This is a genomic window from Streptomyces sp. NPDC104106 (genome assembly GCF_055584345.1).
The window spans coordinates 13,883-33,577 of the sequence record NZ_JBVJMF010000014.1 but is presented as its reverse complement, the minus strand read 5'-3'; the positions used below and the strand labels follow the sequence as shown (position 1 = coordinate 33,577).

At 71.9% G+C, this 19,695-nt stretch carries 19 protein-coding genes and 2 pseudogenes; 11 read left to right on the top strand and 10 right to left on the bottom strand.

Annotated features, from left to right (window positions below):
* Window positions 1-53 precede the first annotated feature (53 nt).
* From ACZ60X_RS28825 to ACZ60X_RS28795, 7 genes and pseudogenes are all read left to right on the top strand, one after another.
* Window positions 54-1,109, top strand: coding sequence for a BMP family lipoprotein (locus ACZ60X_RS28825; RefSeq protein WP_469604442.1), 1,056 nt, complete (start codon window positions 54-56; stop codon window positions 1,107-1,109).
* Between the two features lie 312 nt (window positions 1,110-1,421).
* Window positions 1,422-2,948, top strand: coding sequence for an ABC transporter ATP-binding protein (locus ACZ60X_RS28820; RefSeq protein ID WP_469604908.1), 1,527 nt, complete (start codon window positions 1,422-1,424; stop codon window positions 2,946-2,948).
* Complete coding sequence (locus tag ACZ60X_RS28815; protein ID WP_469604440.1) at window positions 2,945-4,072, top strand: ABC transporter permease; 1,128 nt, start codon at window positions 2,945-2,947, stop codon at window positions 4,070-4,072. The genes ACZ60X_RS28820 and ACZ60X_RS28815 overlap by 4 nt, the downstream gene beginning before the upstream one ends.
* A complete protein-coding gene (locus ACZ60X_RS28810; RefSeq protein ID WP_469604438.1) occupies window positions 4,072-5,358 on the top strand; it encodes an ABC transporter permease in 1,287 nt (428 codons plus the stop codon). The genes ACZ60X_RS28815 and ACZ60X_RS28810 overlap by 1 nt, the downstream gene beginning before the upstream one ends.
* Window positions 5,355-5,759 (top strand): cytidine deaminase, encoded by a 405-nt coding sequence (locus ACZ60X_RS28805; RefSeq protein ID WP_469604435.1) that lies wholly within the window; start codon window positions 5,355-5,357, stop codon window positions 5,757-5,759. The genes ACZ60X_RS28810 and ACZ60X_RS28805 overlap by 4 nt, the downstream gene beginning before the upstream one ends.
* Before the next feature lie 77 nt (window positions 5,760-5,836).
* The gene (locus ACZ60X_RS28800; protein ID WP_469604432.1) at window positions 5,837-7,120 is read left to right on the top strand and encodes a thymidine phosphorylase; all 1,284 of its coding nucleotides are present in this window, start codon (window positions 5,837-5,839) and stop codon (window positions 7,118-7,120) included.
* A gap of 95 nt (window positions 7,121-7,215) precedes the next feature.
* A pseudogene (locus ACZ60X_RS28795) lies at window positions 7,216-7,799 on the top strand (Uma2 family endonuclease).
* Window positions 7,800-7,812: 13 nt separating this feature from the next.
* Here the strand turns inward: ACZ60X_RS28795 and ACZ60X_RS28790 are convergent.
* Window positions 7,813-7,929, bottom strand: a pseudogene (locus ACZ60X_RS28790) (AEC family transporter); the annotation flags it as partial.
* 77 nt (window positions 7,930-8,006) lie between these two features.
* Here ACZ60X_RS28790 and ACZ60X_RS28785 point away from each other — a divergent pair.
* Window positions 8,007-8,402, top strand: coding sequence for an STAS domain-containing protein (locus ACZ60X_RS28785; RefSeq protein WP_469604906.1), 396 nt, complete (start codon window positions 8,007-8,009; stop codon window positions 8,400-8,402).
* Here ACZ60X_RS28785 and ACZ60X_RS28780 read toward each other — a convergent pair.
* The 3 genes from ACZ60X_RS28780 to ACZ60X_RS28770 all read right to left on the bottom strand — a co-directional run bounded on the left by ACZ60X_RS28780 (window position 8,286) and on the right by ACZ60X_RS28770 (window position 11,948).
* The gene (locus ACZ60X_RS28780) at window positions 8,286-9,299 is read right to left on the bottom strand and encodes a sigma-70 family RNA polymerase sigma factor (protein WP_469604429.1); all 1,014 of its coding nucleotides are present in this window, start codon (window positions 9,297-9,299) and stop codon (window positions 8,286-8,288) included. The two genes, ACZ60X_RS28785 and ACZ60X_RS28780, sit on opposite strands and share 117 nt — an antisense overlap.
* A gap of 109 nt (window positions 9,300-9,408) precedes the next feature.
* On the bottom strand, window positions 9,409-10,545 hold the full coding sequence (gene dnaN / locus ACZ60X_RS28775) for a DNA polymerase III subunit beta (RefSeq protein WP_469604427.1): 1,137 nt from the start codon (window positions 10,543-10,545) through the stop codon (window positions 9,409-9,411).
* A 104-nt stretch (window positions 10,546-10,649) separates the two neighbouring features.
* Window positions 10,650-11,948 carry an MFS transporter gene (locus ACZ60X_RS28770; RefSeq protein ID WP_469604423.1) on the bottom strand — a complete coding sequence of 433 codons (1,299 nt, stop codon included), beginning with the start codon at window positions 11,946-11,948 and terminating at the stop codon, window positions 10,650-10,652.
* 63 nt (window positions 11,949-12,011) lie between these two features.
* On the opposite strand from ACZ60X_RS28770, the gene ACZ60X_RS28765 reads away from it, so the two are divergent.
* Window positions 12,012-12,974 (top strand): LysR family transcriptional regulator, encoded by a 963-nt coding sequence (locus tag ACZ60X_RS28765; protein ID WP_469604421.1) that lies wholly within the window; start codon window positions 12,012-12,014, stop codon window positions 12,972-12,974.
* 31 nt (window positions 12,975-13,005) lie between these two features.
* On the opposite strand, the gene ACZ60X_RS28760 is transcribed toward ACZ60X_RS28765, so the two are convergent.
* Window positions 13,006-13,767, bottom strand: coding sequence for a dienelactone hydrolase family protein (locus ACZ60X_RS28760; protein WP_469604418.1), 762 nt, complete (start codon window positions 13,765-13,767; stop codon window positions 13,006-13,008).
* A gap of 145 nt (window positions 13,768-13,912) precedes the next feature.
* Between ACZ60X_RS28760 and ACZ60X_RS28755 the strand changes: the two genes are divergently transcribed.
* Both ACZ60X_RS28755 and ACZ60X_RS28750 read left to right on the top strand, forming a co-directional pair.
* Window positions 13,913-15,076 (top strand): adenosine deaminase, encoded by a 1,164-nt coding sequence (locus ACZ60X_RS28755; protein WP_469604415.1) that lies wholly within the window; start codon window positions 13,913-13,915, stop codon window positions 15,074-15,076.
* A 151-nt stretch (window positions 15,077-15,227) separates the two neighbouring features.
* The gene (locus ACZ60X_RS28750; protein ID WP_469604412.1) at window positions 15,228-15,569 is read left to right on the top strand and encodes an ATP-binding protein; all 342 of its coding nucleotides are present in this window, start codon (window positions 15,228-15,230) and stop codon (window positions 15,567-15,569) included.
* An 85-nt stretch (window positions 15,570-15,654) separates the two neighbouring features.
* Here ACZ60X_RS28750 and ACZ60X_RS28745 read toward each other — a convergent pair whose 3' ends face one another.
* From ACZ60X_RS28745 to afsQ1, 5 genes are all read right to left on the bottom strand, one after another.
* A complete protein-coding gene (locus ACZ60X_RS28745) occupies window positions 15,655-15,855 on the bottom strand; it encodes a PspC domain-containing protein (RefSeq protein WP_469604409.1) in 201 nt (66 codons plus the stop codon).
* Between the two features lie 115 nt (window positions 15,856-15,970).
* On the bottom strand, window positions 15,971-16,540 hold the full coding sequence (locus ACZ60X_RS28740; protein ID WP_469604407.1) for a VanZ family protein: 570 nt from the start codon (window positions 16,538-16,540) through the stop codon (window positions 15,971-15,973).
* Window positions 16,541-16,591: 51 nt separating this feature from the next.
* Window positions 16,592-17,209, bottom strand: a complete 618-nt coding sequence (locus ACZ60X_RS28735; protein WP_469604404.1) for a hypothetical protein — start codon at window positions 17,207-17,209, stop codon at window positions 16,592-16,594.
* Window positions 17,206-18,804, bottom strand: a complete 1,599-nt coding sequence (locus tag ACZ60X_RS28730; protein ID WP_469604401.1) for an ATP-binding protein — start codon at window positions 18,802-18,804, stop codon at window positions 17,206-17,208. Before ACZ60X_RS28730 ends, ACZ60X_RS28735 begins: the two co-directional genes overlap by 4 nt.
* Window positions 18,801-19,478 carry a two-component system response regulator AfsQ1 gene (gene afsQ1 / locus ACZ60X_RS28725; protein WP_106980762.1) on the bottom strand — a complete coding sequence of 226 codons (678 nt, stop codon included), beginning with the start codon at window positions 19,476-19,478 and terminating at the stop codon, window positions 18,801-18,803. The genes ACZ60X_RS28730 and afsQ1 overlap by 4 nt, the downstream gene beginning before the upstream one ends.
* Window positions 19,479-19,695 lie beyond the last annotated feature (217 nt).

Sequence of the window (19,695 nt, the reverse complement as noted above, 5' to 3'; positions counted from 1 at the left end):
TGCTCACATCAAGCGCCGACATGGCGCTCAGGTCAGGTGAAGGAGCCTTCCCGATGCGCCGGGTAGCCAAGCTTTCCGCTGCGTGTATCGCTACCGCAGCTCTCGCCGTGACTGCCACCGCGTGTGGCAGCACGTCCTCGGACAACTCCAGCTCTTCCTCCTCCGGGGGCGGCGGCAAGACGATCAAGATCGGCCTCGCCTACGACGTCGGCGGCCGCGGTGACCGCTCCTTCAACGACTCCGCCGCGCGCGGTGCCGACAAGGCCGAGAAGGAGTTCGGCGGTTCCGTCAAGGAGCTGACCGCGAAGACCTCCGACACCGAGGCCGACCGCGAGCAGCGCCTGTCGGACCTGGCGGACGCCGGCTACAACCCCATCGTCGCCGTCGGTTACGCCTACGCGCCGTCCATCACCAAGGTCGCCGCCAAGTACCCGAAGACCACCTTCGGCATCGTCGACTCGGTCGTGAACGCCAAGAACGTCGACAGCATCACCTTCACCGAGGAGCAGGGCTCCTACCTCGCCGGTGTCGCCGCCGCGCTGAAGACGAAGAAGGACCACGTCGGCTTCATCGGCGGCGTGGACGTCCCGCTGATCAAGAAGTTCGAGGCGGGCTTCACCCAGGGCGTCAAGGACACCAACTCCAAGATCAAGGTCGACGTCCAGTACCTGAGCCACGGCTCGGACACCTCCGGCTTCGCCAGCCCCGACAAGGGCAAGGAGGCCGCGCAGGGCATGCTCGACAACGGCGCGGACGTCGTCTACACCGCCGCGGGCTCCTCCGGCAACGGCGCGATCGAGGCCGTGAGCGGCGTCAAGGGCGCCTGGGCCATCGGCGTGGACTCCGACCAGTACAACATCCCGGGTCTGGCCAAGTACAAGAACTCGATCCTGACCTCGGTGGTCAAGAACGTCGACGTCGGCGTCTACGACCTCATCAAGTCCGTGCACGACGGCAAGGCGCTGACCGGCAACCAGGTGTACTCGCTCGCCAAGAACGGTGTCTCCCTGGCCACCAGCGGCGGTTTCATCAACGACATCCAGCCCAAGCTGGACGCCGCGAAGCAGAAGATCGTCTCCGGCCAGATCAAGGTCAAGACCACCCCGTGACCTGACGGGTCCGGCCGGTGCCGATCACCGGTTCCGGCCGGACCCGGCCTCGGTCTCGGTTTCCGGGCTCCGGTCCCGGAATCGGGTCGCGGCCTGGCCTCGGATCCCCGGTTCCGGCCGGTCCGCCGGACCTCGGCTCGGCGAGGGTACGTCGCCCCACGGCCCCTCGCCGAGCCATAACAATGTGTCAACTCTACGCGTGTAGCGCGGAGTTGCCGCGCTAGCGTCGCCGACGCCTGCCCTCCCCTACGCAGCCCCTTTCCCCGAGGAGAGTGCGCCATCAACGCGTCCAGCCCTCCCGCTGCCGTCGAACTGCGCGGCATCACCAAGCGCTTCCCCGGTGTCGTCGCCAACAAGGACATCGACATCACCGTCCGCGCGGGCACCGTCCACGCCCTGTGCGGTGAGAACGGCGCCGGCAAGTCCACCCTGATGAAGATCCTCTACGGCATGCAGCAGCCGGACGAGGGCACCATCACGGTGGCCGGCGAGCAGGTCGTCCTGCACAACCCCGGCGACGCCATCGCCCGCGGCATCGGCATGGTGCACCAGCACTTCATGCTCGCCGACAACCTCACCGTGCTGGAGAACGTCGTCCTCGGCGCGGAGAAGCTGTACGGCATCGGCGGCAGGGCCCGCGCCAAGATCAAGGAGATCTCCGACGCGTACGGCCTGAACGTCCGCCCCGACGTCCTGGTGGAGGAGCTGGGCGTCGCCGACCGCCAGCGCGTGGAGATCCTCAAGGTCCTCTACCGCGGCGCCAAGACCCTCATCCTCGACGAGCCCACCGCCGTGCTCGTGCCGCAGGAGGTCGACGCCCTCTTCGCCAACCTGCGCGAGCTGAAGGCCGAGGGCCTCACCGTCATCTTCATCTCCCACAAGCTGGGCGAGGTGCTCTCCGTCGCCGACGAGATCACCGTCATCCGGCGCGGCACGACGGTCGGCACGGTCGAGCCGCGGGGCACCACCCCGAAGCAGCTCGCCGAGCTGATGGTCGGCAGCGAGCTGCCCACCCCGGAGACCACGGACTCCACCGTCACGGACGTCCCCATGCTGACGGTGGAGGGACTGCACCTGGCCCAGACCGACCTCGAGGGCATCGAGCGGATCATCCTGGACCAGATCTCCTTCACCATCCACAAGGGCGAGGTCCTCGGCATCGCCGGTGTGGAGGGCAACGGCCAGTCCGAGCTGGTCGAGGCGATCATGGGCATGCGCGACCCGGACGCCGGCGTCATCACCCTCGACGGCGCCGACATCTCCCGCACCCCGACCCGCGACCGCCGCGAGGCCGGCATCGGCTACATCCCCGAGGACCGCCACCGCCACGGCCTGCTCCTCGAAGCGCCGCTGTGGGAGAACCGCATCCTCGGCCACGTCACCGAGAAGCCCAACTCCAGGGGCGCGCTCCTCGACATCAAGGCGGCCCGCGCCGACACCGAGCGGATCGTCGAGGCGTACGACGTGCGCACCCCCGGTATCGACGTCACGGCGGCCTCGCTGTCCGGCGGCAACCAGCAGAAGCTGATCGTCGGCCGCGAGATGAGCCACGACCCCAAGCTGCTCATCGCCGCCCACCCCACCCGCGGCGTGGACGTCGGCGCCCAGGCCGCCATCTGGGACTACATCCGCGACGCCCGCCGCGAGGGCCTGGCCGTGCTGCTGATCTCGGCGGACCTGGACGAGCTGATCGGGCTCTCCGACTCCCTGCGGGTGATGTACCGCGGCCGCCTGGTCGCCGACGCCGACCCCGCCACGATCACCCCCGAGGAGCTGGGCTCCGCCATGACGGGTGCGGCCACCGGTCACCTGGAGCACACAGAGGACGACGCCCGATGAACAAGCTGACCCAACGCATCGACAAGGAGCGGCTGCTCCTCGGGATCGCGGCACCGCTGCTCGCGGTCGTCGCCGCGCTCGTCGTCACCACCCTGGTGATCCTCGGGACCGGCAAGAACCCCGGCCCCGCCTTCCAGGACATGGTGACCTACGGCTTCGCCAGCGACAGCCAGGTCTACATCCTGAACAAGGCGACCACGTACTACCTCGCGGGCGTCTCGGTGGCCATCGGCTTCCGGATGAACCTGTTCAACATCGGTGTCGACGGCCAGTACCGGCTCGCCGCGTTCATCGCCGCCGTCCTCGGCGGCGCGCTGACCGTGCCCGGCTGGATCGCCATCCCGCTGATCCTGGTCTGCGCCATGGCGACCGGCGCCCTGTGGGCCGCCATCGCCGGCGTCCTCAAGGTGACCCGGGGCGTCAGCGAGGTCATCGCGACCATCATGCTGAACTCGATCGCCACCGCGGTCATCGGCTACTTCCTGCAGCCCGGAAAGCTCGGCGAACTCCAGCAGGGCGGCACCCTGGTCTCCACCAAGCCGCTGCCGTCCGGCTCGCACTTCTTCACGATCGACACGGGCCCGGCCGGCCTCCTGGACGGCTTCATCGTCGTCGCCGTGATCGTCGGCATCGCGTACTGGTTCATCCTCGGGCGCACCCGCTTCGGCTTCGACCTGCGCACCGTCGGCCAGTCCGAGTCCGCCGCCTCCGCGAGCGGTGTGTCGGTGAAGAAGATGGTCGCCACCAGCATGATCATCTCGGGTGCGGTGGCCGGTCTGGTCGGCATGCCGACGCTGCTCAACGAGAGCCACCAGTACGACAACAGCTTCCCCACCGGTATCGGCTTCACCGGTATCGCCATCGCGCTGCTCGGCCGCAACAACCCCGTCGGCATCGCGCTCGGCGCCCTGCTGTGGGGCTTCCTGGAGCGCACCACCAACCACCTGGAGTTCCAGGGCTACGACAAGGAGATCCTCGGCGTCATCGAGGGCGTCATCGTCCTCTGCGTCGTGATCGCCTACGAGGTCGTACGCCGCTACGGCCTGAAGCGCCAGCAGCAGAAGGTCGGCGCCGAACTCGCGGCCCAGGCCGCCGCCGCGACGAAGAAGCAGGAGGTGGCGTGATGACTGCCACGATGACCGACGCGCCGCCGCCCGCGGCGCCCAAGGCGGCGGGCGCGCCGCAGCGCTCCGGCCGCTCCCTCGGCCAGATCCTCGTGATCGTCGCCGGGGGCCTGCTCCTCCTGGCCGCCGTCCGCATGATCACCGGCTCGCAGGACCTCGACTCCGCCGGGCAGGTCAGCGCCGCCCTCGGCCTCGCCGTGCCGATCGGCCTCGCGGGCCTCGCCGGCCTGTGGTCCGAGCGGGCCGGCGTGGTCAACATCGGCCTCGAAGGCATGATGATCCTCGGCACCTTCGGCGCCGGCTGGGTCGGCTGGCAGTCCAGCCCCTGGCTCGGCCTGCTCATGGGCATCGCCTTCGGCGTCCTCGGCGGCCTGGTGCACGCCGTCGCCACCGTCACCTTCGGCGTCGACCACATCGTCTCCGGTGTCGCGATCAACCTGCTCGCCCTCGGCGCCACCCAGTACCTCGCCAAGCTGTTCTTCAACAGCGGCAGCGCGGCGAACGCGGGCGGCAACCCCAAGCAGTCCCCGCCCGTGAACTCGCTGCCGCAGGTCACGATCCCCGGCGTCTCCGACGGCCTGGCCTCGGTCGAGAAGCATCACTGGTTCCTGGTCTCCGACCTCGCCGGCGTCATCGGCGGCCTGGTCACGAACCTGTCGGTGGTGACGATCCTCGCCGCGGTGCTGTTCGCCGGCACCTGGTGGCTGCTGTGGCGCACCCCGTTCGGCCTGCGGCTGCGCTCCTGCGGCGAGAACCCGACCGCCGCCGAGTCCCTCGGCGTGAACGTCTACACCTACAAGTACGCGGCCGTCGCCGTCTCCGGCGGCCTCGCCGGCCTCGCCGGCGCCTTCCTCGCCCTGGTCACCTCGCACACGTACCTCGAAGGCCAGACCGGTGGCCGCGGCTACATCGGCCTCGCGGCGATGATCTTCGGCAACTGGCGGCCGGGCGGCCTGGCGATGGGTGCGGGCCTGTTCGGCTACTCCGACGCGCTGCAGCTGCGCAACGGCGGTACGACCGTGCACGCGCTCCTGCTCCTGCTGGTCGTCCTGCTCGTGGCCCTCGGCGGCTGGAAGCTGTACCGCAAGGCGACGCTGCAGGGCGTGATCAGCCTCGGCATGGCCGCGCTGGTCCTGGTCTGGTACCTGCTCACCGACACCGTCCCGAGCGACTTCGTGGGCGCGACGCCGTACGTCGTCACCCTCCTGGTGCTGTCCCTGTCGGCACAGCGCCTGCGGATGCCGAAGGCTGACGGCATGCGCTACCGGAAGGGCCAGGGCAAGTGACGAGCACCGACGCCGCGTTCGACTGGGAGGCGCTGCGGGCGCTGGCGCGCGAGGCGATGACCCACGCGTACGCGCCGTACTCCGGCTACCCGGTCGGTGTGGCCGCCCGGGTCCACGACGGCCGCACCGTCACCGGCTGCAACGTGGAGAACGCCTCCTACGGGCTCGGCCTGTGCGCCGAGTGCGGCCTGGTCTCCGAACTGCAGCGCACGGGCGGCGGCCGGCTCACGCACTTCACCTGCGTGGACGGCTCCGGCGGCCTGCTGGTGCCCTGCGGCCGCTGCCGCCAGCTGCTGTACGAGTTCGGCGGCCCGGACCTCCTCCTGGACACCCCGCAGGGCGTCCTGCCCCTCTCTGAGATGCTGCCCCAGGCCTTCGGCCCGGCCCATCTCACCAAGTAACTCCCGTGTACGGCCCCCCTGACCCGCATCCGCGCAGGGGGGCCGTACGCATCGCACTTCCTTTCGAAGGGATCGCCATGGCCATGGACGCCATCTCCGTCATCCGCACCAAGCGGGACCGCGGTGAGCTGACCGACGAGCAGATCGACTGGGTCATCGACGCCTACACCCGGGGCGAGGTCGCCGACGAGCAGATGTCCTCGCTCGCCATGGCGATCCTGCTCAACGGGATGAACCGCCGCGAGATCGCCCGCTGGACGGCGGCGATGATCGCGTCCGGCGAGCGCATGGACTTCTCCTCGCTGTCCCGTCCGACGGCCGACAAGCACTCCACCGGCGGCGTGGGCGACAAGATCACGCTGCCGCTGGCCCCGCTGGTGGCCGCGTGCGGTGCCGCGGTCCCGCAGCTGTCGGGCCGGGGCCTCGGCCACACCGGCGGCACCCTGGACAAGCTGGAGTCGATCCCGGGCTGGCGCGCGCTGCTGTCGAACGAGGAGATGCTGTCCGTCCTGGACGGCGTCGGCGCGGTGATCTGCGCGGCGGGCGACGGCCTGGCCCCGGCGGACAAGAAGCTCTACGCGCTGCGCGACGTGACCGGTACGGTCGAGGCCATCCCGCTGATCGCCTCCTCCATCATGTCGAAGAAGATCGCGGAGGGCACGGGCAGCCTGGTCCTGGACGTGAAGGTGGGCAGCGGCGCCTTCATGAAGACGATCGAGGACGCCCGCGAACTGGCGACGACCATGGTCGGCCTCGGCACGGACCACGGCGTGCGGACGGTGGCCCTGCTGACCGACATGTCGACGCCGCTGGGCCTGACGGCGGGCAACGCCCTGGAGGTCCGCGAGTCGGTGGAGGTCCTCGCGGGCGGCGGTCCGGCGGACGTGGTCGAACTGACCCTGGCGCTGGCGCGCGAGATGCTGGACGCGGCGGGCCTGAAGGACGCCGACCCGGCGAAGGCCCTGGCCGACGGCTCGGCGATGGACGTCTGGCGCCGCATGATCGCGGCCCAGGGCGGCGACCCGGACGCCACGCTTCCCACGTCGAGGGAGCAGCACGTGGTGAAGGCGCCGACCTCGGGTGTCCTGACCCGCCTCGACGCCTACGACATCGGCATCGCCGCCTGGCGCCTCGGCGCCGGCCGCGCCCGCAAGGAGGACCCGGTGCAGGCCGCGGCGGGCGTCGAGATGCACGCCAAGCCGGGTGACACGGTCCAGGCGGGCCAGCCGCTGCTGACCCTGCACACCGACACCCCCGAGCGCTTCGAGTACGCCCTGCAGGCGGTGGCGGGTTCGTACGACATCGCGGCGGCGGGCACGGACTTCCCGGCGTCGCCGGTGGTGCTGGAACGTATCGCCTGACCTGCGGTTTCCCTGTTCGGGTGAACGGGATCGGTGGACCGGCGCCGGTCCCGTTCGGCATGCTGGGATCGGTGACGCACCGATAGGAGACCGCCATGAGCGCACTCACCGTGAGCCAGGACCCCGACCAGAACTGGGACGACCTCGTCCGGTACTGGGAGGAGATGGAATGGCCCGAGGGCAGCAAGGTGGAGATCATCGAGGGATCATCACCGTGTCACCTGCTCCCGCGTTCCGCCACAACGTCATCGCGGAACGCATCCTGCGTCGCCTCTACTCCGTGATCCCCGACCACTGGGGCATCTTCCAGACGCTGTCGATCGCCGTACCGTCACGGCTGGGCATGCTCATCCCGGACCTGCTGGTGACACTGGTGCAGGAGCCCCCGGAGACGGACTCCTACATCCCCGCAGCCCTCGCCGAACTCGTCGTCGAGGTGACCTCGAAGTCCAACGCGCGCCACGACCGCCTCAGCAAGGCCGCCGCGTACACCACCGCGGGGATCCCGCTCTACCTCCTCATCGACCGCTGGGCACCCGGAGGCCCCACCGCGACCCTGTACGGGGAGCCGAAGGGCGATGTCTACCGGCTCCTCAGCGCGGCGAAGTTCGGCGACCCCATCAAGCTCCCGGCACCGTTCGGCGTCACGATCGACACCGGCGAGCTCCCCGTCGACTGACCCGGCGTCACCCCGCCAGCCGGGTCAGGACCTCGATTCCCGGGTCACCGAGCGTGCCGCGGCGGCCGAGGGCATAGCCCACCGCGATGACGATCGCGATCACCGCGAAACCGCTCAGCACCCCCTCCACAGGGCCAACCCTCCGAGGAAGGAGGTGCCCCGGTCAATGTGATCTTCGTCGGGTCCCCGTGGCCGGGCCGGTCCCCGATGAGTTCCGCCCGCCCCGGCGGTCTACCGGGTGTGGAGGCCAGGACACCCGCCGTGCTCGTGCTGCCCGGACCCGCCCGACGGGACGAGGCGGCCGGACTGTGTGCCGCCGTACGGACGCTGCTGAACGGCGGCGGGAGTGAGGAGGAGCGGATCGTCGTGTGCGATGTGGGCGGGCTCGGGCCGCCGGGGCTCGCCGCCGTCGACCTGCTGGCGCGGCTGGAGCTGACCGCCCGCAGGGCCGGCGGGCGGATCCGGCTGCGGGACCCGGACCCGGCGCTACTCGCCCTTCTCGACCTCGTCGGACTCCGCTTCCAGGTGGAGGGGCAGGCCGAAGAGGGGGAACCAGCGCTGGGTGTCGAGGAAGCAGTGGAAACCGGTGATCCGGCCGTCTGAGATCTCCAGGATCTGCACCGCCCAGGGGCTGAAGCCGCCCTTCTCCGGATCCGGCTTGTAGTGCGCGAAGCCCGGCAGCCCGTTGGCCTGGACGGGCCGCAGGCGGGAGCCGGCGCAGGAGGCGCCGAGCGTCGTCATGAAGCCGGTGATGTCCGCCGTACCGCGCAGCCACAGGTCGAACGGCGGCATCGTCATGATGGCGTCCTCGTGGAGCAGCGCGGTCAGCGCCGTCATGTCGTAGCCCTCGAAGGCCTTGACGTAGCGCTCCAGGAGCTTTCGCTGCTCCTCGTCCAGCGGGTCGGACACCGCGCCCTCGGGGCCGGCGTCGGCGCGCTCCGCGAGCGTGGCGCGGGCCCGCTGGAGCGCGCTGTTGACCGAGGCGACCGTGGTGCCCAGCAGCTCGGCGACCTCGCTCGCCTTCCAGGCCAGCACCTCGCGCAGGATCAGCACCGCCCGCTGCTTGGGCGGCAGTTGCTGCAGCGCCGCCATGAACGCGAGCCGGACGGACTCCTTGGCGACGGCCGCCTCCGCCGGGTCCTGCGTCTCGGGCAGCACGCGCGCGTCCGGCATCGGCTCCAGCCAGGTGTTCTCGGGGCGGGGGGAGAGCGCCGCCCGGGCGAGCGGGGTCGCGTCGGTCAGGTCCATGGGCCGCGCCCGCTTGTTGCCCGCCGCCAGCATGTCCAGGCAGACGTTCGTCGCGATCCGGTACAGCCACGAGCGCAGCGAGGAGCGGCCCTCGAACGTGCCGTAGCCGCGCCAGGCCCGCACCAGGGTGTCCTGCACCGCGTCCTCGGCCTCGAAGGAGGAGCCGAGCATGCGGTAGCAGTAGCCCGTCAGCTCGGTCCGGTGCTTCTCCAGTGCGACGTCCAGGTCCGCCGTCGCCGTGCCGTCACCCATCGTCCACCCACCCCTGTGGCCGTCCCTGTTCGCGCTCCGTCGCGCCCCAGCACCTCGGAAGCTACCGCAGCCCACTGACAATGGCCCCCGGAGTCCGAAAAAGCCCAGCTCAGACCAGTTGCTTCACGGACATGAGCAGATGCTGGTGCCCCGGTGAGCCGAGCAGCACCCGCTGTCCCGCCCCCAGCAGCTCCAGCCGCAGCTCGGGCCCCTCGAAGGAGTTCAGCGCGTCGAGCAGGTACGACGGGTTGAAGGCCACGGTGACCTCCGCGGCTCCCTCCAGGGCGGCCGGCAGACGCTGCACCGCCACGTCGTCCCCGTACCCCGCCCGCACCAGCAGCGAGCCCTCGCCGGCCGAGAAGTCCAGGCGCACCGGGCTGTTCCCGTCCGCGACCACGGCCACCCGGCGTACCGCCTCCGCGAGCGCCGCGCACTCCGCCACGGCCACGGCGGCCCCCGACAGCGCGAACAGCGACCCGTACCCCGGCAGCCGGCCCTCCAGCCGCCGCAGCACCGCGCGCGTGCTGCTGCCGTCGGACTCGCCCTCGAAGCCGACGACCCCCGCCCCGCCCGCCCCCGCAGGATCCAGCAGGATCCCGAGTGTCCCGCACCGCCCGAGTGCCCGCGCCACCTCCAGCAGCCGCCGCGCGGGCAGCAGCACCTCCACGGCCTCCCCGGCCGTCCCGTCCGGTGCCGCCGGTCTCCAGTCCAGGCCGCGCACCGCGTACCGGTACCGGTCGGACGCCGACAGCGTCATCCGGCCGTCGTCGAAGCGCAGTTGGACCCCGGTGAGCACCGGCAGCGTGTCGTCGCGCCCCGCCGCGACCGCCACCTGTGCGACCGCCGTCGCGAACGCGGCCGCGTCCACCTCGCCGTACCCCGGCGGCGCGGCGGGCGGCGCCGGATACTCCTCGTACGGCAGCGTCGACAGCCCGAAGCGCGTGCCGCCCGCCTCCACCGTGAACCGGTTGCCCTCCAGCGCGCAGGTCACCGGGCCGTCGGGCAGCACCCGGCAGATGTCCAGCAGCCGCCGGCCGAGGACGAGCACCCGGCCGGGCACCGTCACCTCGGCGTCCGTCTCCACCCGGGCCGCCGTCTCGAAGTCCGACCCCGACACGGCGAGCCGCCCCGCCCGCGCGGTCAGGACCAGCCCGCCCAGCACCGGCACCGGCGTCCGCGCGGGCAGCGCCCGCCCCGCCCGGCCCACCGCCTCCGCAAGCTCCGCGCGCGTGATCCGCAGTTCCATACGACCAACCCCCTGCCCGGTGGACTAGTTGACCGGTGGACGCTATCCGCGCCCCCTGACAACCGCCCCTGAGCAGGGGGTTGGCTGAAGACCGAGGGGAGGGCTCAGTGCGCCGCGACCGGCTGCGGGCGGGCCGCCACCCGGGCCGCCCGCGAACCGAGGACGGTGATCGTGACGACCCCGGCGACGGCGAGGAGACCCACCCCCACCGTGCCGCCCCAGCCGTCCGCGTGGAAGGCCACGGCGCCGACCGTGCTGCCGGCGCTGGAGCCGATGTAGTACATCGACTGGTACAGCGCCGAGGCCTGGGCGCGCCCCTCGGTGGCCGTCTTGCTCACCGCCGAGGACGCCACCGCGTGCCCCGCGAAGAAGCCCGCCGTGATCAGCACCAGGCCCAGCAGCACCAGCGGCAGCGAGGGCACGAGCGACAGCAGCAGACCGGCCGCCGTCGTACCGCCCGCCAGGTACAGCGCGCCCCGGCGGCCGAGCCGGCCCACCAGCCGGCCCGCCGTGGACGCCGACACCGTACCCACCAGGTAGACCAGGAAGATCGAGCCGATGATGCCCTGCGGCAGCCCGAACGGCGCCTCCGTCAAGCGGTAGCCGATCACCGTGTACACGCCGCCGAACACCGTCATGAACAGCGCGCCGATCGCGTACAGCCGCCGCAGCAGCGGGTTGGCGAGGTGGTCGCGGACCGTGCCGAGCAGGACGCGGGGCCGCAGCGAGCCCGCCGTGAAGTGGCGCGGCGCCGGCAGCAGCAGCCGGAAGGCGATCGCGCAGCCGACCGCGGTCACGCCGATCACCGCGAGGGCGACCCGCCAGCCCCACGTCTGGGCCACCCAGCCGGTGATGATCCGGCCGCTCATGCCGCCGACGCTGTTGCCCGCGACGAACAGGCCGATCGCCGTCACCAGCGCCTTCGGCCGGACCTCCTCGGCCAGATACGCCTGCGCCGAGGCCGGCAGACCGGCCAGCGCCGCGCCCTGCACCGCCCGCAGGACCACCAGCACGCCGAGCGAGGGCGCGAACGGCACGAGCAGGCCGACGCTCACCGCGACGGCCAGGGACGCCGTCATCACCGCACGCCGGCCGAAGCGCTCGGACAGGGCGCTCATCGGCAGCACGAACAGCGCCAGTCCGCCGGTCGCGCCCGCCACCGTCCAGCTCGCGTCGCTCGCGCTGACCCCGAAGTCCCCGGAGATCAGCGGCAGCAGGGCCTGCGTGGAGTACAGCAGCGCGAAGGTCGCGACCCCGGCGAGGAAGAGGGCGAGGCTCATCCGGCGGTAGCCGGGGCCGCCCGGTGTCATACGGGAGTCGGCGGCGGAGTCGGGGGTGTCGGCGACGGGGACGGGCGAGGTGGCGCCCACGGCGGTGGACGCCCCGGTACTGGCGGGAGACATGCCTCGACGGTAGGGACGACCGGCCTCATGCGTCCAATGCATGGAATCGCCATAATCGTTCCCATGGCGCATCAGAAGAGGCCACAGCCTCGCCTGTCACCGAACAGTGACACAGAAGACATGTCCGTGATGTCGAAGGTGCTCGCTCCCCGCCTCGCCTACTTCGCCGGCGTGGCCCGCACCGAGCACGTGACCAGGGCCGCGCTGGAGCTGAACGTCCCGCAGTCCACCCTCTCGCGGGCGATGGTCCGCCTGGAGCAGGACCTGGGCGTCGACCTCTTCGCCCGCCAGGGCCGTACGGTCTCCCTCACCCCGGCCGGACGCACCTTCCTGGCCTCGGTGGAACGCGCCCTCGCCGAGGTCGAGCGGGCCGCCGAGGAGGTCCGCGCCGACGCCGACCCGGCCACCGGCAAGGTCGCCTTCGGCTTCCTGCACACCATGGGCGCGGAGACCGTGCCCGGCCTGCTGCACGCCTTCCGCGCCGACCATCCGCGCATCCGCTTCAGCCTCGTGCAGAACCACGGTGAGGCCATGCTGGAGGGGCTGCGCGCGGGCGAGCTGGACCTGTGCCTGACCTCGCCGGTGCCGGACGCCCCGGACCTGGTGGCCCGCCGCCTGGACGAACAGAAGCTCCGTCTGGTCGTCCCCGCCGACCACCCGCTGGCCGGCCGCCGACGCATCCGCCTCGCCGAGGCGGCCGAGGAGACCTTCGTCAGCCTGGAACCCGGCTACGGCCTGCGCCGCATCACCGACGCCCTGTGCCGCGAGGCCGGCTTCCGCCCGAGGGTCGCCTTCGAGGGCGAGGAGGCGGAGACCCTGCGGGGCCTGGTGGCGGCCGGGCTGGGAGTGGCCCTGCTGCCCCCGCCGACGGTCCCGCGGCCGGGAGTGGTGGAACTGACGGTCACGGCCCCCCGGGCGGCCAGGGAGATCGGTGTCGCGTGGCTGGCTGACCGCCCGGACACCCCGCCGGTGGCCGCCTTCAAGACGTTCCTGCTGTCGAGAAGGGGCAGCCTGCTGCCGGCCTGAGGGCTGCCGGCCCGAGTGAGCGGGCAGGCCCCTACCGTTTCAGTGACTTCCCGAACCCCGTGGCCAGCGGCATCCTCAACCCGATCGGCGGCGGTGCGGCCAACGCGTCCTCGACGGGCCGGGAGACGTGGTGCCCGAACAGCGCGCCCATCACGAAGTCGACGGCGAGGCACGCCACCTCGTCCCGGTGCCCGCCCAACCCGTGTCCGTCGGAGTGCACTTCGAACCGGCACACCTCCCGGTTCACCTTCTTCGCCCGCGCCGCGTACCGGAACGACAGCTCCGGGTCGGTCCGTTGGTCGTTCGTGCCGTGCACGATCAGCACGCGTCGCCCCACCAGCTGCTTCACCGGCTCGGCGGGCGCGGCCACGTCGTCCTCCGGGAGCCAGGGGGCGAGCGCCACCACCGAGTTGACCGCCTCGTGGCCGCCCGCCCGCAGCGCCGCCCGGCCGCCCATGTCCACCCCGACCAGACAGACCGGGACGTCCCCGTACCGCCGTACGGTCTCGTCGACCGCCCACTCGGCGTCCGCCGCCAGGTGCGCCTCACTGCCGTTCCAGCCCCGGTAGCGGTAGCGCACGGTGTGCACGGCCAGCGCCTCGGCCCGCCCCGCACGCGCGAACCGGCGACCCAGCGAGCGCAGGGCGATCGCCGTCGGCACGGGGGACGGCCTGCGCGCGGACACCTCCTCCCCGCGGGGGAGCAGCAGCACCGCTCCGCACACGGACGCCGGCGCCGTGCCGACCGCCTTTCCCAGTCCGGCCGTTCGGACCGGCGTCGCTTGCTGTCCCATGACAGAACAGTGTCAGAAGGGGCGGTGTACGAAACCCGTACGCGTGGTCACCGTTGGGTATCGACGGGAAAGCGCCGGAAAGGCGCTGTGAAAGAGCCGCCGCGTTCACCGGGACCTCTACGCGCGTAGGCGTTAGAGTGCGGAAATGACGAGCCAGACTGCACCCATGGGAGCCGTTCCGACGCCGGACCAGATCCGCCGGGCGCCCAAGGTTCTGCTGCACGATCACCTCGACGGCGGGCTCCGGCCGGGCACCGTCGTCGCCCTCGCCCGCGAGACCGGGTACGCCGGCCTTCCGGAGACCGACCCGGACAAGCTGGGCATCTGGTTCCGCGAGGCCGCCGACTCCGGTTCCCTGGAGCGGTATCTGGAGACCTTCCGGCACACCGTCGGCGTGATGCAGACCCGGGACGCGCTGATCCGGGTCGCGCGCGAGTGTGCCGAGGACCTCGCCGAGGACGGGGTCGTCTACGCCGAGGTGCGCTACGCCCCCGAGCAGCACCTGGAGGGCGGGCTGGCCCTCGAGGAGGTCGTCGAGGCGGTCAACGAGGGCTTCCGGCAGGGCGAGCGGCTCGCCCGGGAGGCCGGGCACCGCATCCGGGTCGGCGCGCTGCTGACCGCCATGCGGCACGCGGCCCGCTCCCTGGAGATCGCCGAACTCGCCAACCGCCACCGCGACTCCGGCGTGGTCGGCTTCGACATCGCCGGCGCGGAGGCGGGCTATCCGCCCACCCGGCACCTGGACGCCTTCGAGTACCTCAAGCGCGAGAACAACCACTTCACGATCCACGCCGGCGAGGCCTTCGGGCTGCCGTCCATCTGGCAGGCCCTGCAATGGTGCGGCGCCGACCGGCTCGGGCACGGGGTGCGGATCATCGACGACATCGAGGTCCGCGAGGACGGCTCGGTGCGGCTCGGCCGGCTGGCGTCCTACGTCCGGGACAAGCGCATCCCGCTGGAGCTGTGCCCCAGTTCCAACCTCCAGACCGGGGCCGCGCCCTCGTACGCCGAGCACCCGATCGGGCTGCTGCGCCGGCTGCACTTCCGGGCCACCGTGAACACCGACAACCGGCTGATGTCGAACACCAGCATGAGCCGGGAATGCGAGCATCTCGTCGAGGCGTTCGGTTACACGCTCGACGATCTCCAGTGGTTCTCCGTCAATGCGATGAAATCAGCCTTCATTCCTTTCGACGAACGACTCGCCATGATCAATGACGTCATCAAACCCGGATATGCCGAGCTGAAATCGGAATGGCTGTTCCGGCAGACGGCGTCCATCAGCGGTTCTGCCGATCCGCAGGGCTGATCGGGGCGGGCACCTCGGTACGGGCCGCGGACACCCCTTCACCGGGTGTCCGCATTTCGGTGTTTGCGGCGGGTGGTTCGGCATGTTTACGGTCGTGGACCGCTCAGATCGTTTGTGATCTTCCGTCTCCCCAATCAAGGACGCATTCACCATGAAGCAGTCTGCTGCCAAGACCCTCGGGGTCGCCGCCCTCGGCGCCGCCTTCGCCGCCGCCGGTGCGGGCGCGGCCAACGCGGCCACGGCCCTCCCGGACGCGGGCCAGGCCACGCGGGGCCACGGCTCCGTCGCCTCGACGCTGCCGGGTGCCCCCGAGGAACTGGCCCAGGGGCAGGGTGCCGTGGGTGCCGCGACGAGTGCCGCGCAGCCGGCCGTCCAGAAGGCGCTCGCCAAGGGCCCGACCGTGCCGGTCGCCGGGCTGCTCGGCGGACTGCCGGTGGCCAGGGCGGGCCTGCCCACGCACGGGCTGCCGGTGAACGGGATCCCGGTCGGCTGACCCCGCGTTTTCCCCCGACGCCGCTGTGGCGCCCCGGAACGGTCCGGGAGCGCCCCGGCGGCGTTCGTGCGCGCGCTGCTCCCGCCTACCAGGCGGTGCGGGTCCTCTCCTCGGACGGCAGCAGGATCCACAGGGCTATGTAGACCAGGAACTGCGGGCCCGGCAGCAGGCAGGACAGCAGGAAGATCACGCGCATCGTCGTCGCGGAAGTGCCGAAGCGCCGGGCCAGCGCGGCGCACACTCCGCCGAGGACGCGGCCGTGGGTGGGGCGGGCAAGGGCGGTCATCTCCGGTCTCCTCCGTGGTCGTCGGCCCGTTTCCGGAACCGGTGGCCGGGGCCGCCCCGGCGGCGTCCCTCGACCTTCTTCCACGGTACGGAGATGAAGGGGACGAAGCGTCGCTCTACGGGGCGATCCCGACCCTGGGAATCGTCGGGGTGCGACCCTGAGACAGCTCCTCCTGGACGGTGACGGCCCACTCCGCCTCGGGCTCGGTTCCCTCGTCCGTGCCGCGCCGGCGCAGCCAGGCGCGGCCCGCCGGGACGACCGCCAGATGGGCCAGGACGACGCCGGCGGTGTTCAGCAGCAGGGCGTCGACGTCCACGACCCGGCCGGGCACACCGGTCTGGAGCAGCGCGATGCCGGTGGAGATCAGGGCGCCCGCCGCGGCCGTACGGATCAGTGAGGCGAGCGGGGAGACGGCGAGCCTGCCGTGCACCGCCGGCAGCAGCACGCCCAGCGGGGCGAGCAGGGCGAGGCCCTCGCCGATGCGCCGGGCGGCCTCCCGGTCACCGAGCGCCAGGTCGGCGCGGATGCCGGCCAGCGGATGCAGATTCGGGGGCGTCACCCAGGGGACGTCCAGCGGGCGCAGCGTCAGCCAGGCGACGAGGGCGAGGTGGGCGACGAGGAGAACACCTCCCGTCACCCTGATGCGGAACGTGGCACTGCCGCCGAAGGAGCCTTGACGCTGCACGCCCCCCTAGACGCAGCGCCGGGCACGATCGGTTCCGCCGGCCCCGCTCGCCTACCGCTCCGGCACCGCGCTCGACGGCGGCGGGCTGTTCCCCGGGCGGCCTCGGACGTCGTCCGTGCAGGAGTAGCGGCGGGGGGCGTCGGGGGCGGGGCCGGCGAGGATGACCGAGCCGTCGCCCTCCGTGGCCGCCGAGTCGGACAGCGTGCACACCAGCTGGGCGAGGGCGTACGACGTCAGGTGCGAGGGGGGCGTGCTCAGGCGGAGCATGTCCTCCGGGTCCCGCGGGCCGGGGCCGAGGACGCCGAGACCGCCCGGCACGTAGGTCGTGTAGCCCGCGGAGCGCTCGGGGGCGGAGGGCGACGCCGCCAGCTGGTCCAGCAGGCCCTGGGCCACGATCACCCGGCGCCGGGCGTCCGGGGTGCCGTCGGGGACGCCGACGGTGCGGTCGACCGTCACCAGCGACGCCCCGCACAGCAGGAAGACCTGCACGGGCACGCCCCGCGAGGACTGCGCGGCGAGGTCCGGCCCGGCCAGTGAGCACGGCACCCGGGAGGGCGCCGCCCCGAAGTCGGTCGGCACCTGGGTGGCCCGGATGCCGCAGCCGGAGAGCGCCAGGCCCAGGAGGGGCAGCGCCAGCAGGCGGCGTGCGGCCCGGTGACGTACGGTCATGACCCCTCCCTTCCCGAGCTGTCGTCGTCGCTCCTGTCGCTTGCGGTGTCCTTCGTGCCCTCGTCCGGCTCCTCCGTCAGCCGTGAGGCGTCCCGGGGCAGCCGCAGCGTGAACACCGCGCCGCCCTCCGGGGAGTTGGCGGCGGTGATCTCGCCACCGTGGATGTGGGCGTTCTCCATGGCGATGGACAGGCCCAGTCCGCTTCCCTCCGAGCGCGGCCGGGAGGCGCTCGCCTTGTAGAAGCGGTCGAAGACGTGCGGCAGGACGTCCTCGGGAATGCCCGGCCCGTGGTCACGCACCGCGATGACCACCTCGTCGTCCGCCTCGCGCACCGACACCCGCACCGGCGAGCCGCCGTGCTTGAGCGCGTTGCCGATCAGGTTGGCGAGGACGACGTCCAGCCGGCGGGGATCGAGCCGGGCGTGGATGCCGCGCTCGGCGTCCAGCTCGACGGCGTCCAGCCAGGCGCGCGCGTCGATGCAGGCGGTGATCTGGTCGGCGACGTCCACGTCGTCCAGGACGAGGCGGGCGGTGCCCGCGTCGAAGCGGGTGACCTCCATCAGGTTCTCGACCAGGTCGTTCAGGCGCCGCGTCTCGCTGACGACCAGCCGCACCGCCGGCTCGATCATCGGGTCGACGCTGCCCGACTCCGCCTCCAGCTCCTCCTCCAGGATCTCCGTCACGGCGGTGATGGCGGTGAGCGGCGTACGCAGCTCGTGGCTCATGTCGGCGACGAACCGGCGCGAGGCCTCGTCCCGGGCGGCCATCTCCGAGACCCGCTTCTCCAGGGCCTCGGCCGCGTTGTTGAACGTCCTCGACAGATCGGCGAGTTCGTCGGTGCCGGAGACCCGCAGCCGGGTGTCCAGCTTGCCCTCGCCGAGCCGCCGGGCGGCGACCCCCAGCCGGTGCACCGGCTTCAGCACGGTCGTGGCGGCGGCCTGCGCGAGCAGCGCGGCACCGATCAGCGCGAGACCCGTGGCGATACCGAGCGACCAGGCCAGCGAGTTGAGGTCCTTGGCCTCCGGCTCCAGCGACTTCGCCATGTAGCCGGTCGGACCGCCGCCGATCACCCTCGTACCGGCCACCAGGTACGGCGTGCCGTGGTTCACGATCCGCTGCCAGTACAGGTGGTACGCCTGCTTGTTGGCGTCGGTCACCTTCTGCTGCTTGTCCACCGCGGCCCGCAGCGAGGCGGGCACGTCCTCGAGCGAGAAGCCGTTGATCCCGCCCGAGTTGCCGTACACCGTCTTGCCGCGCGTGTCCTGGCCGACCAGCAGCACGCTGAAGCCCTGGCTGCTGGCCGCCATCTGCCCGGCGGTGCGCTGGAGCTGGTCCTGCGTGGGGTGCGAGGGCAGCGCGCCCGCGCGGTTCTGCATCTCCTGGCGGAAGTCGCGCAGCACCGCGTCCTGGGCGCGGGTGAGCACCGCCTCCCGGTTCAGCCAGTACGCGATCCCGGACGCCGACACGGCGGCCGTCAGCGCCACCAGCCCGAAGACCACCACCAGCCGCAGCCGCAGACTGGTGAACCGCAGCCGCGCCAGACTCCTCGTACGCCCCGCGGCCCAGCCGCGCAGCCCCCCGTGCGTGTCGGTCACTGAGGAGCGTCCAGGCGGTAGCCGACACCACGGACGGTACGGATCAGCGTCGGGGACGACGGCACGTCCTCGACCTTGGCGCGCAGCCGCTGCACACAGGCGTCCACCAGCCGCGAGTCACCGAGGTAGTCGTGCTCCCACACCAGCCGCAGCAGCTGCTGGCGGGACAGCGCCTGACCGGGCCGCCGGCTCAGCTCCAGCAGCAGCCGCAGTTCGGTCGGGGTCAGCTGCAGGTCCTCGCCGTTCTTCGTCACGGTCATCGCCGAACGGTCGATGACGAGGTTGCCGAAGGTCGCCGAGTCGCTCGACTCGCGCTCCCCGCGCCGCAGCACGGCCCGGATCCGGGCGTCCAGCACCCGGCCCTGGACGGGCTTGACGACGTAGTCGTCGGCGCCGGACTCCAGCCCGACCACCACGTCGATGTCGTCGCTGCGCGCGGTCAGCAGGATGATCGGCAGCTGGTCGGTGCGCCGGATGCGGCGGCACACCTCGAAGCCGTCGATGCCGGGCAGCATCACGTCCAGCACGATGAGGTCGGGCCGCTGCTCACGCAGCAGCTTCAGACCGTCCTCACCGCTGGCAGCGGTCGCCACCCGGTGTCCCTGGCGCGTCAGGGAGAGCTCCAGGGCCGTACGGATGGCGTCGTCGTCCTCGATCAGCAACAGGGAAGGCACGGGCTCATTCTGGCCCATGGACCCGCGGTCCTCCCACCTGCCCGCACCAGCCCCTCCTTACCGCCACGACATGTGCACGTTCTGTGAGGTCCCTGAGGGGGACCCCTGTGACAGGTCTGTGACAGTCGGCGGACACGGCCATGAACTGGCCCCGGCAGAGTTTTCGTCACGGACCGGACGGCCATCCGCCGAGCCGGTCCGGCAAGACCGAACCACC

Coding starts and splice junctions, on each gene's coding strand:
- ACZ60X_RS28825 (WP_469604442.1), top strand. CDS start 54: ATGCGCCGGGTAGCCAAGCTTTCCGCTGCGTGTATCGCTACCGCAGCT.
- ACZ60X_RS28815 (WP_469604440.1), top strand. CDS start 2,945: ATGAACAAGCTGACCCAACGCATCGACAAGGAGCGGCTGCTCCTCGGG.
- ACZ60X_RS28810 (WP_469604438.1), top strand. CDS start 4,072: ATGACTGCCACGATGACCGACGCGCCGCCGCCCGCGGCGCCCAAGGCG.
- ACZ60X_RS28800 (WP_469604432.1), top strand. CDS start 5,837: ATGGCCATGGACGCCATCTCCGTCATCCGCACCAAGCGGGACCGCGGT.
- ACZ60X_RS28785 (WP_469604906.1), top strand. CDS start 8,007: ATGAGTTCCGCCCGCCCCGGCGGTCTACCGGGTGTGGAGGCCAGGACA.
- ACZ60X_RS28780 (WP_469604429.1), bottom strand. CDS start 9,299: ATGGGTGACGGCACGGCGACGGCGGACCTGGACGTCGCACTGGAGAAG.
- dnaN (WP_469604427.1), bottom strand. CDS start 10,545: ATGGAACTGCGGATCACGCGCGCGGAGCTTGCGGAGGCGGTGGGCCGG.
- ACZ60X_RS28770 (WP_469604423.1), bottom strand. CDS start 11,948: ATGTCTCCCGCCAGTACCGGGGCGTCCACCGCCGTGGGCGCCACCTCG.
- ACZ60X_RS28765 (WP_469604421.1), top strand. CDS start 12,012: ATGGCGCATCAGAAGAGGCCACAGCCTCGCCTGTCACCGAACAGTGAC.
- ACZ60X_RS28760 (WP_469604418.1), bottom strand. CDS start 13,767: ATGGGACAGCAAGCGACGCCGGTCCGAACGGCCGGACTGGGAAAGGCG.
- ACZ60X_RS28755 (WP_469604415.1), top strand. CDS start 13,913: ATGACGAGCCAGACTGCACCCATGGGAGCCGTTCCGACGCCGGACCAG.
- ACZ60X_RS28750 (WP_469604412.1), top strand. CDS start 15,228: ATGAAGCAGTCTGCTGCCAAGACCCTCGGGGTCGCCGCCCTCGGCGCC.
- ACZ60X_RS28745 (WP_469604409.1), bottom strand. CDS start 15,855: ATGACCGCCCTTGCCCGCCCCACCCACGGCCGCGTCCTCGGCGGAGTG.
- ACZ60X_RS28735 (WP_469604404.1), bottom strand. CDS start 17,209: ATGACCGTACGTCACCGGGCCGCACGCCGCCTGCTGGCGCTGCCCCTC.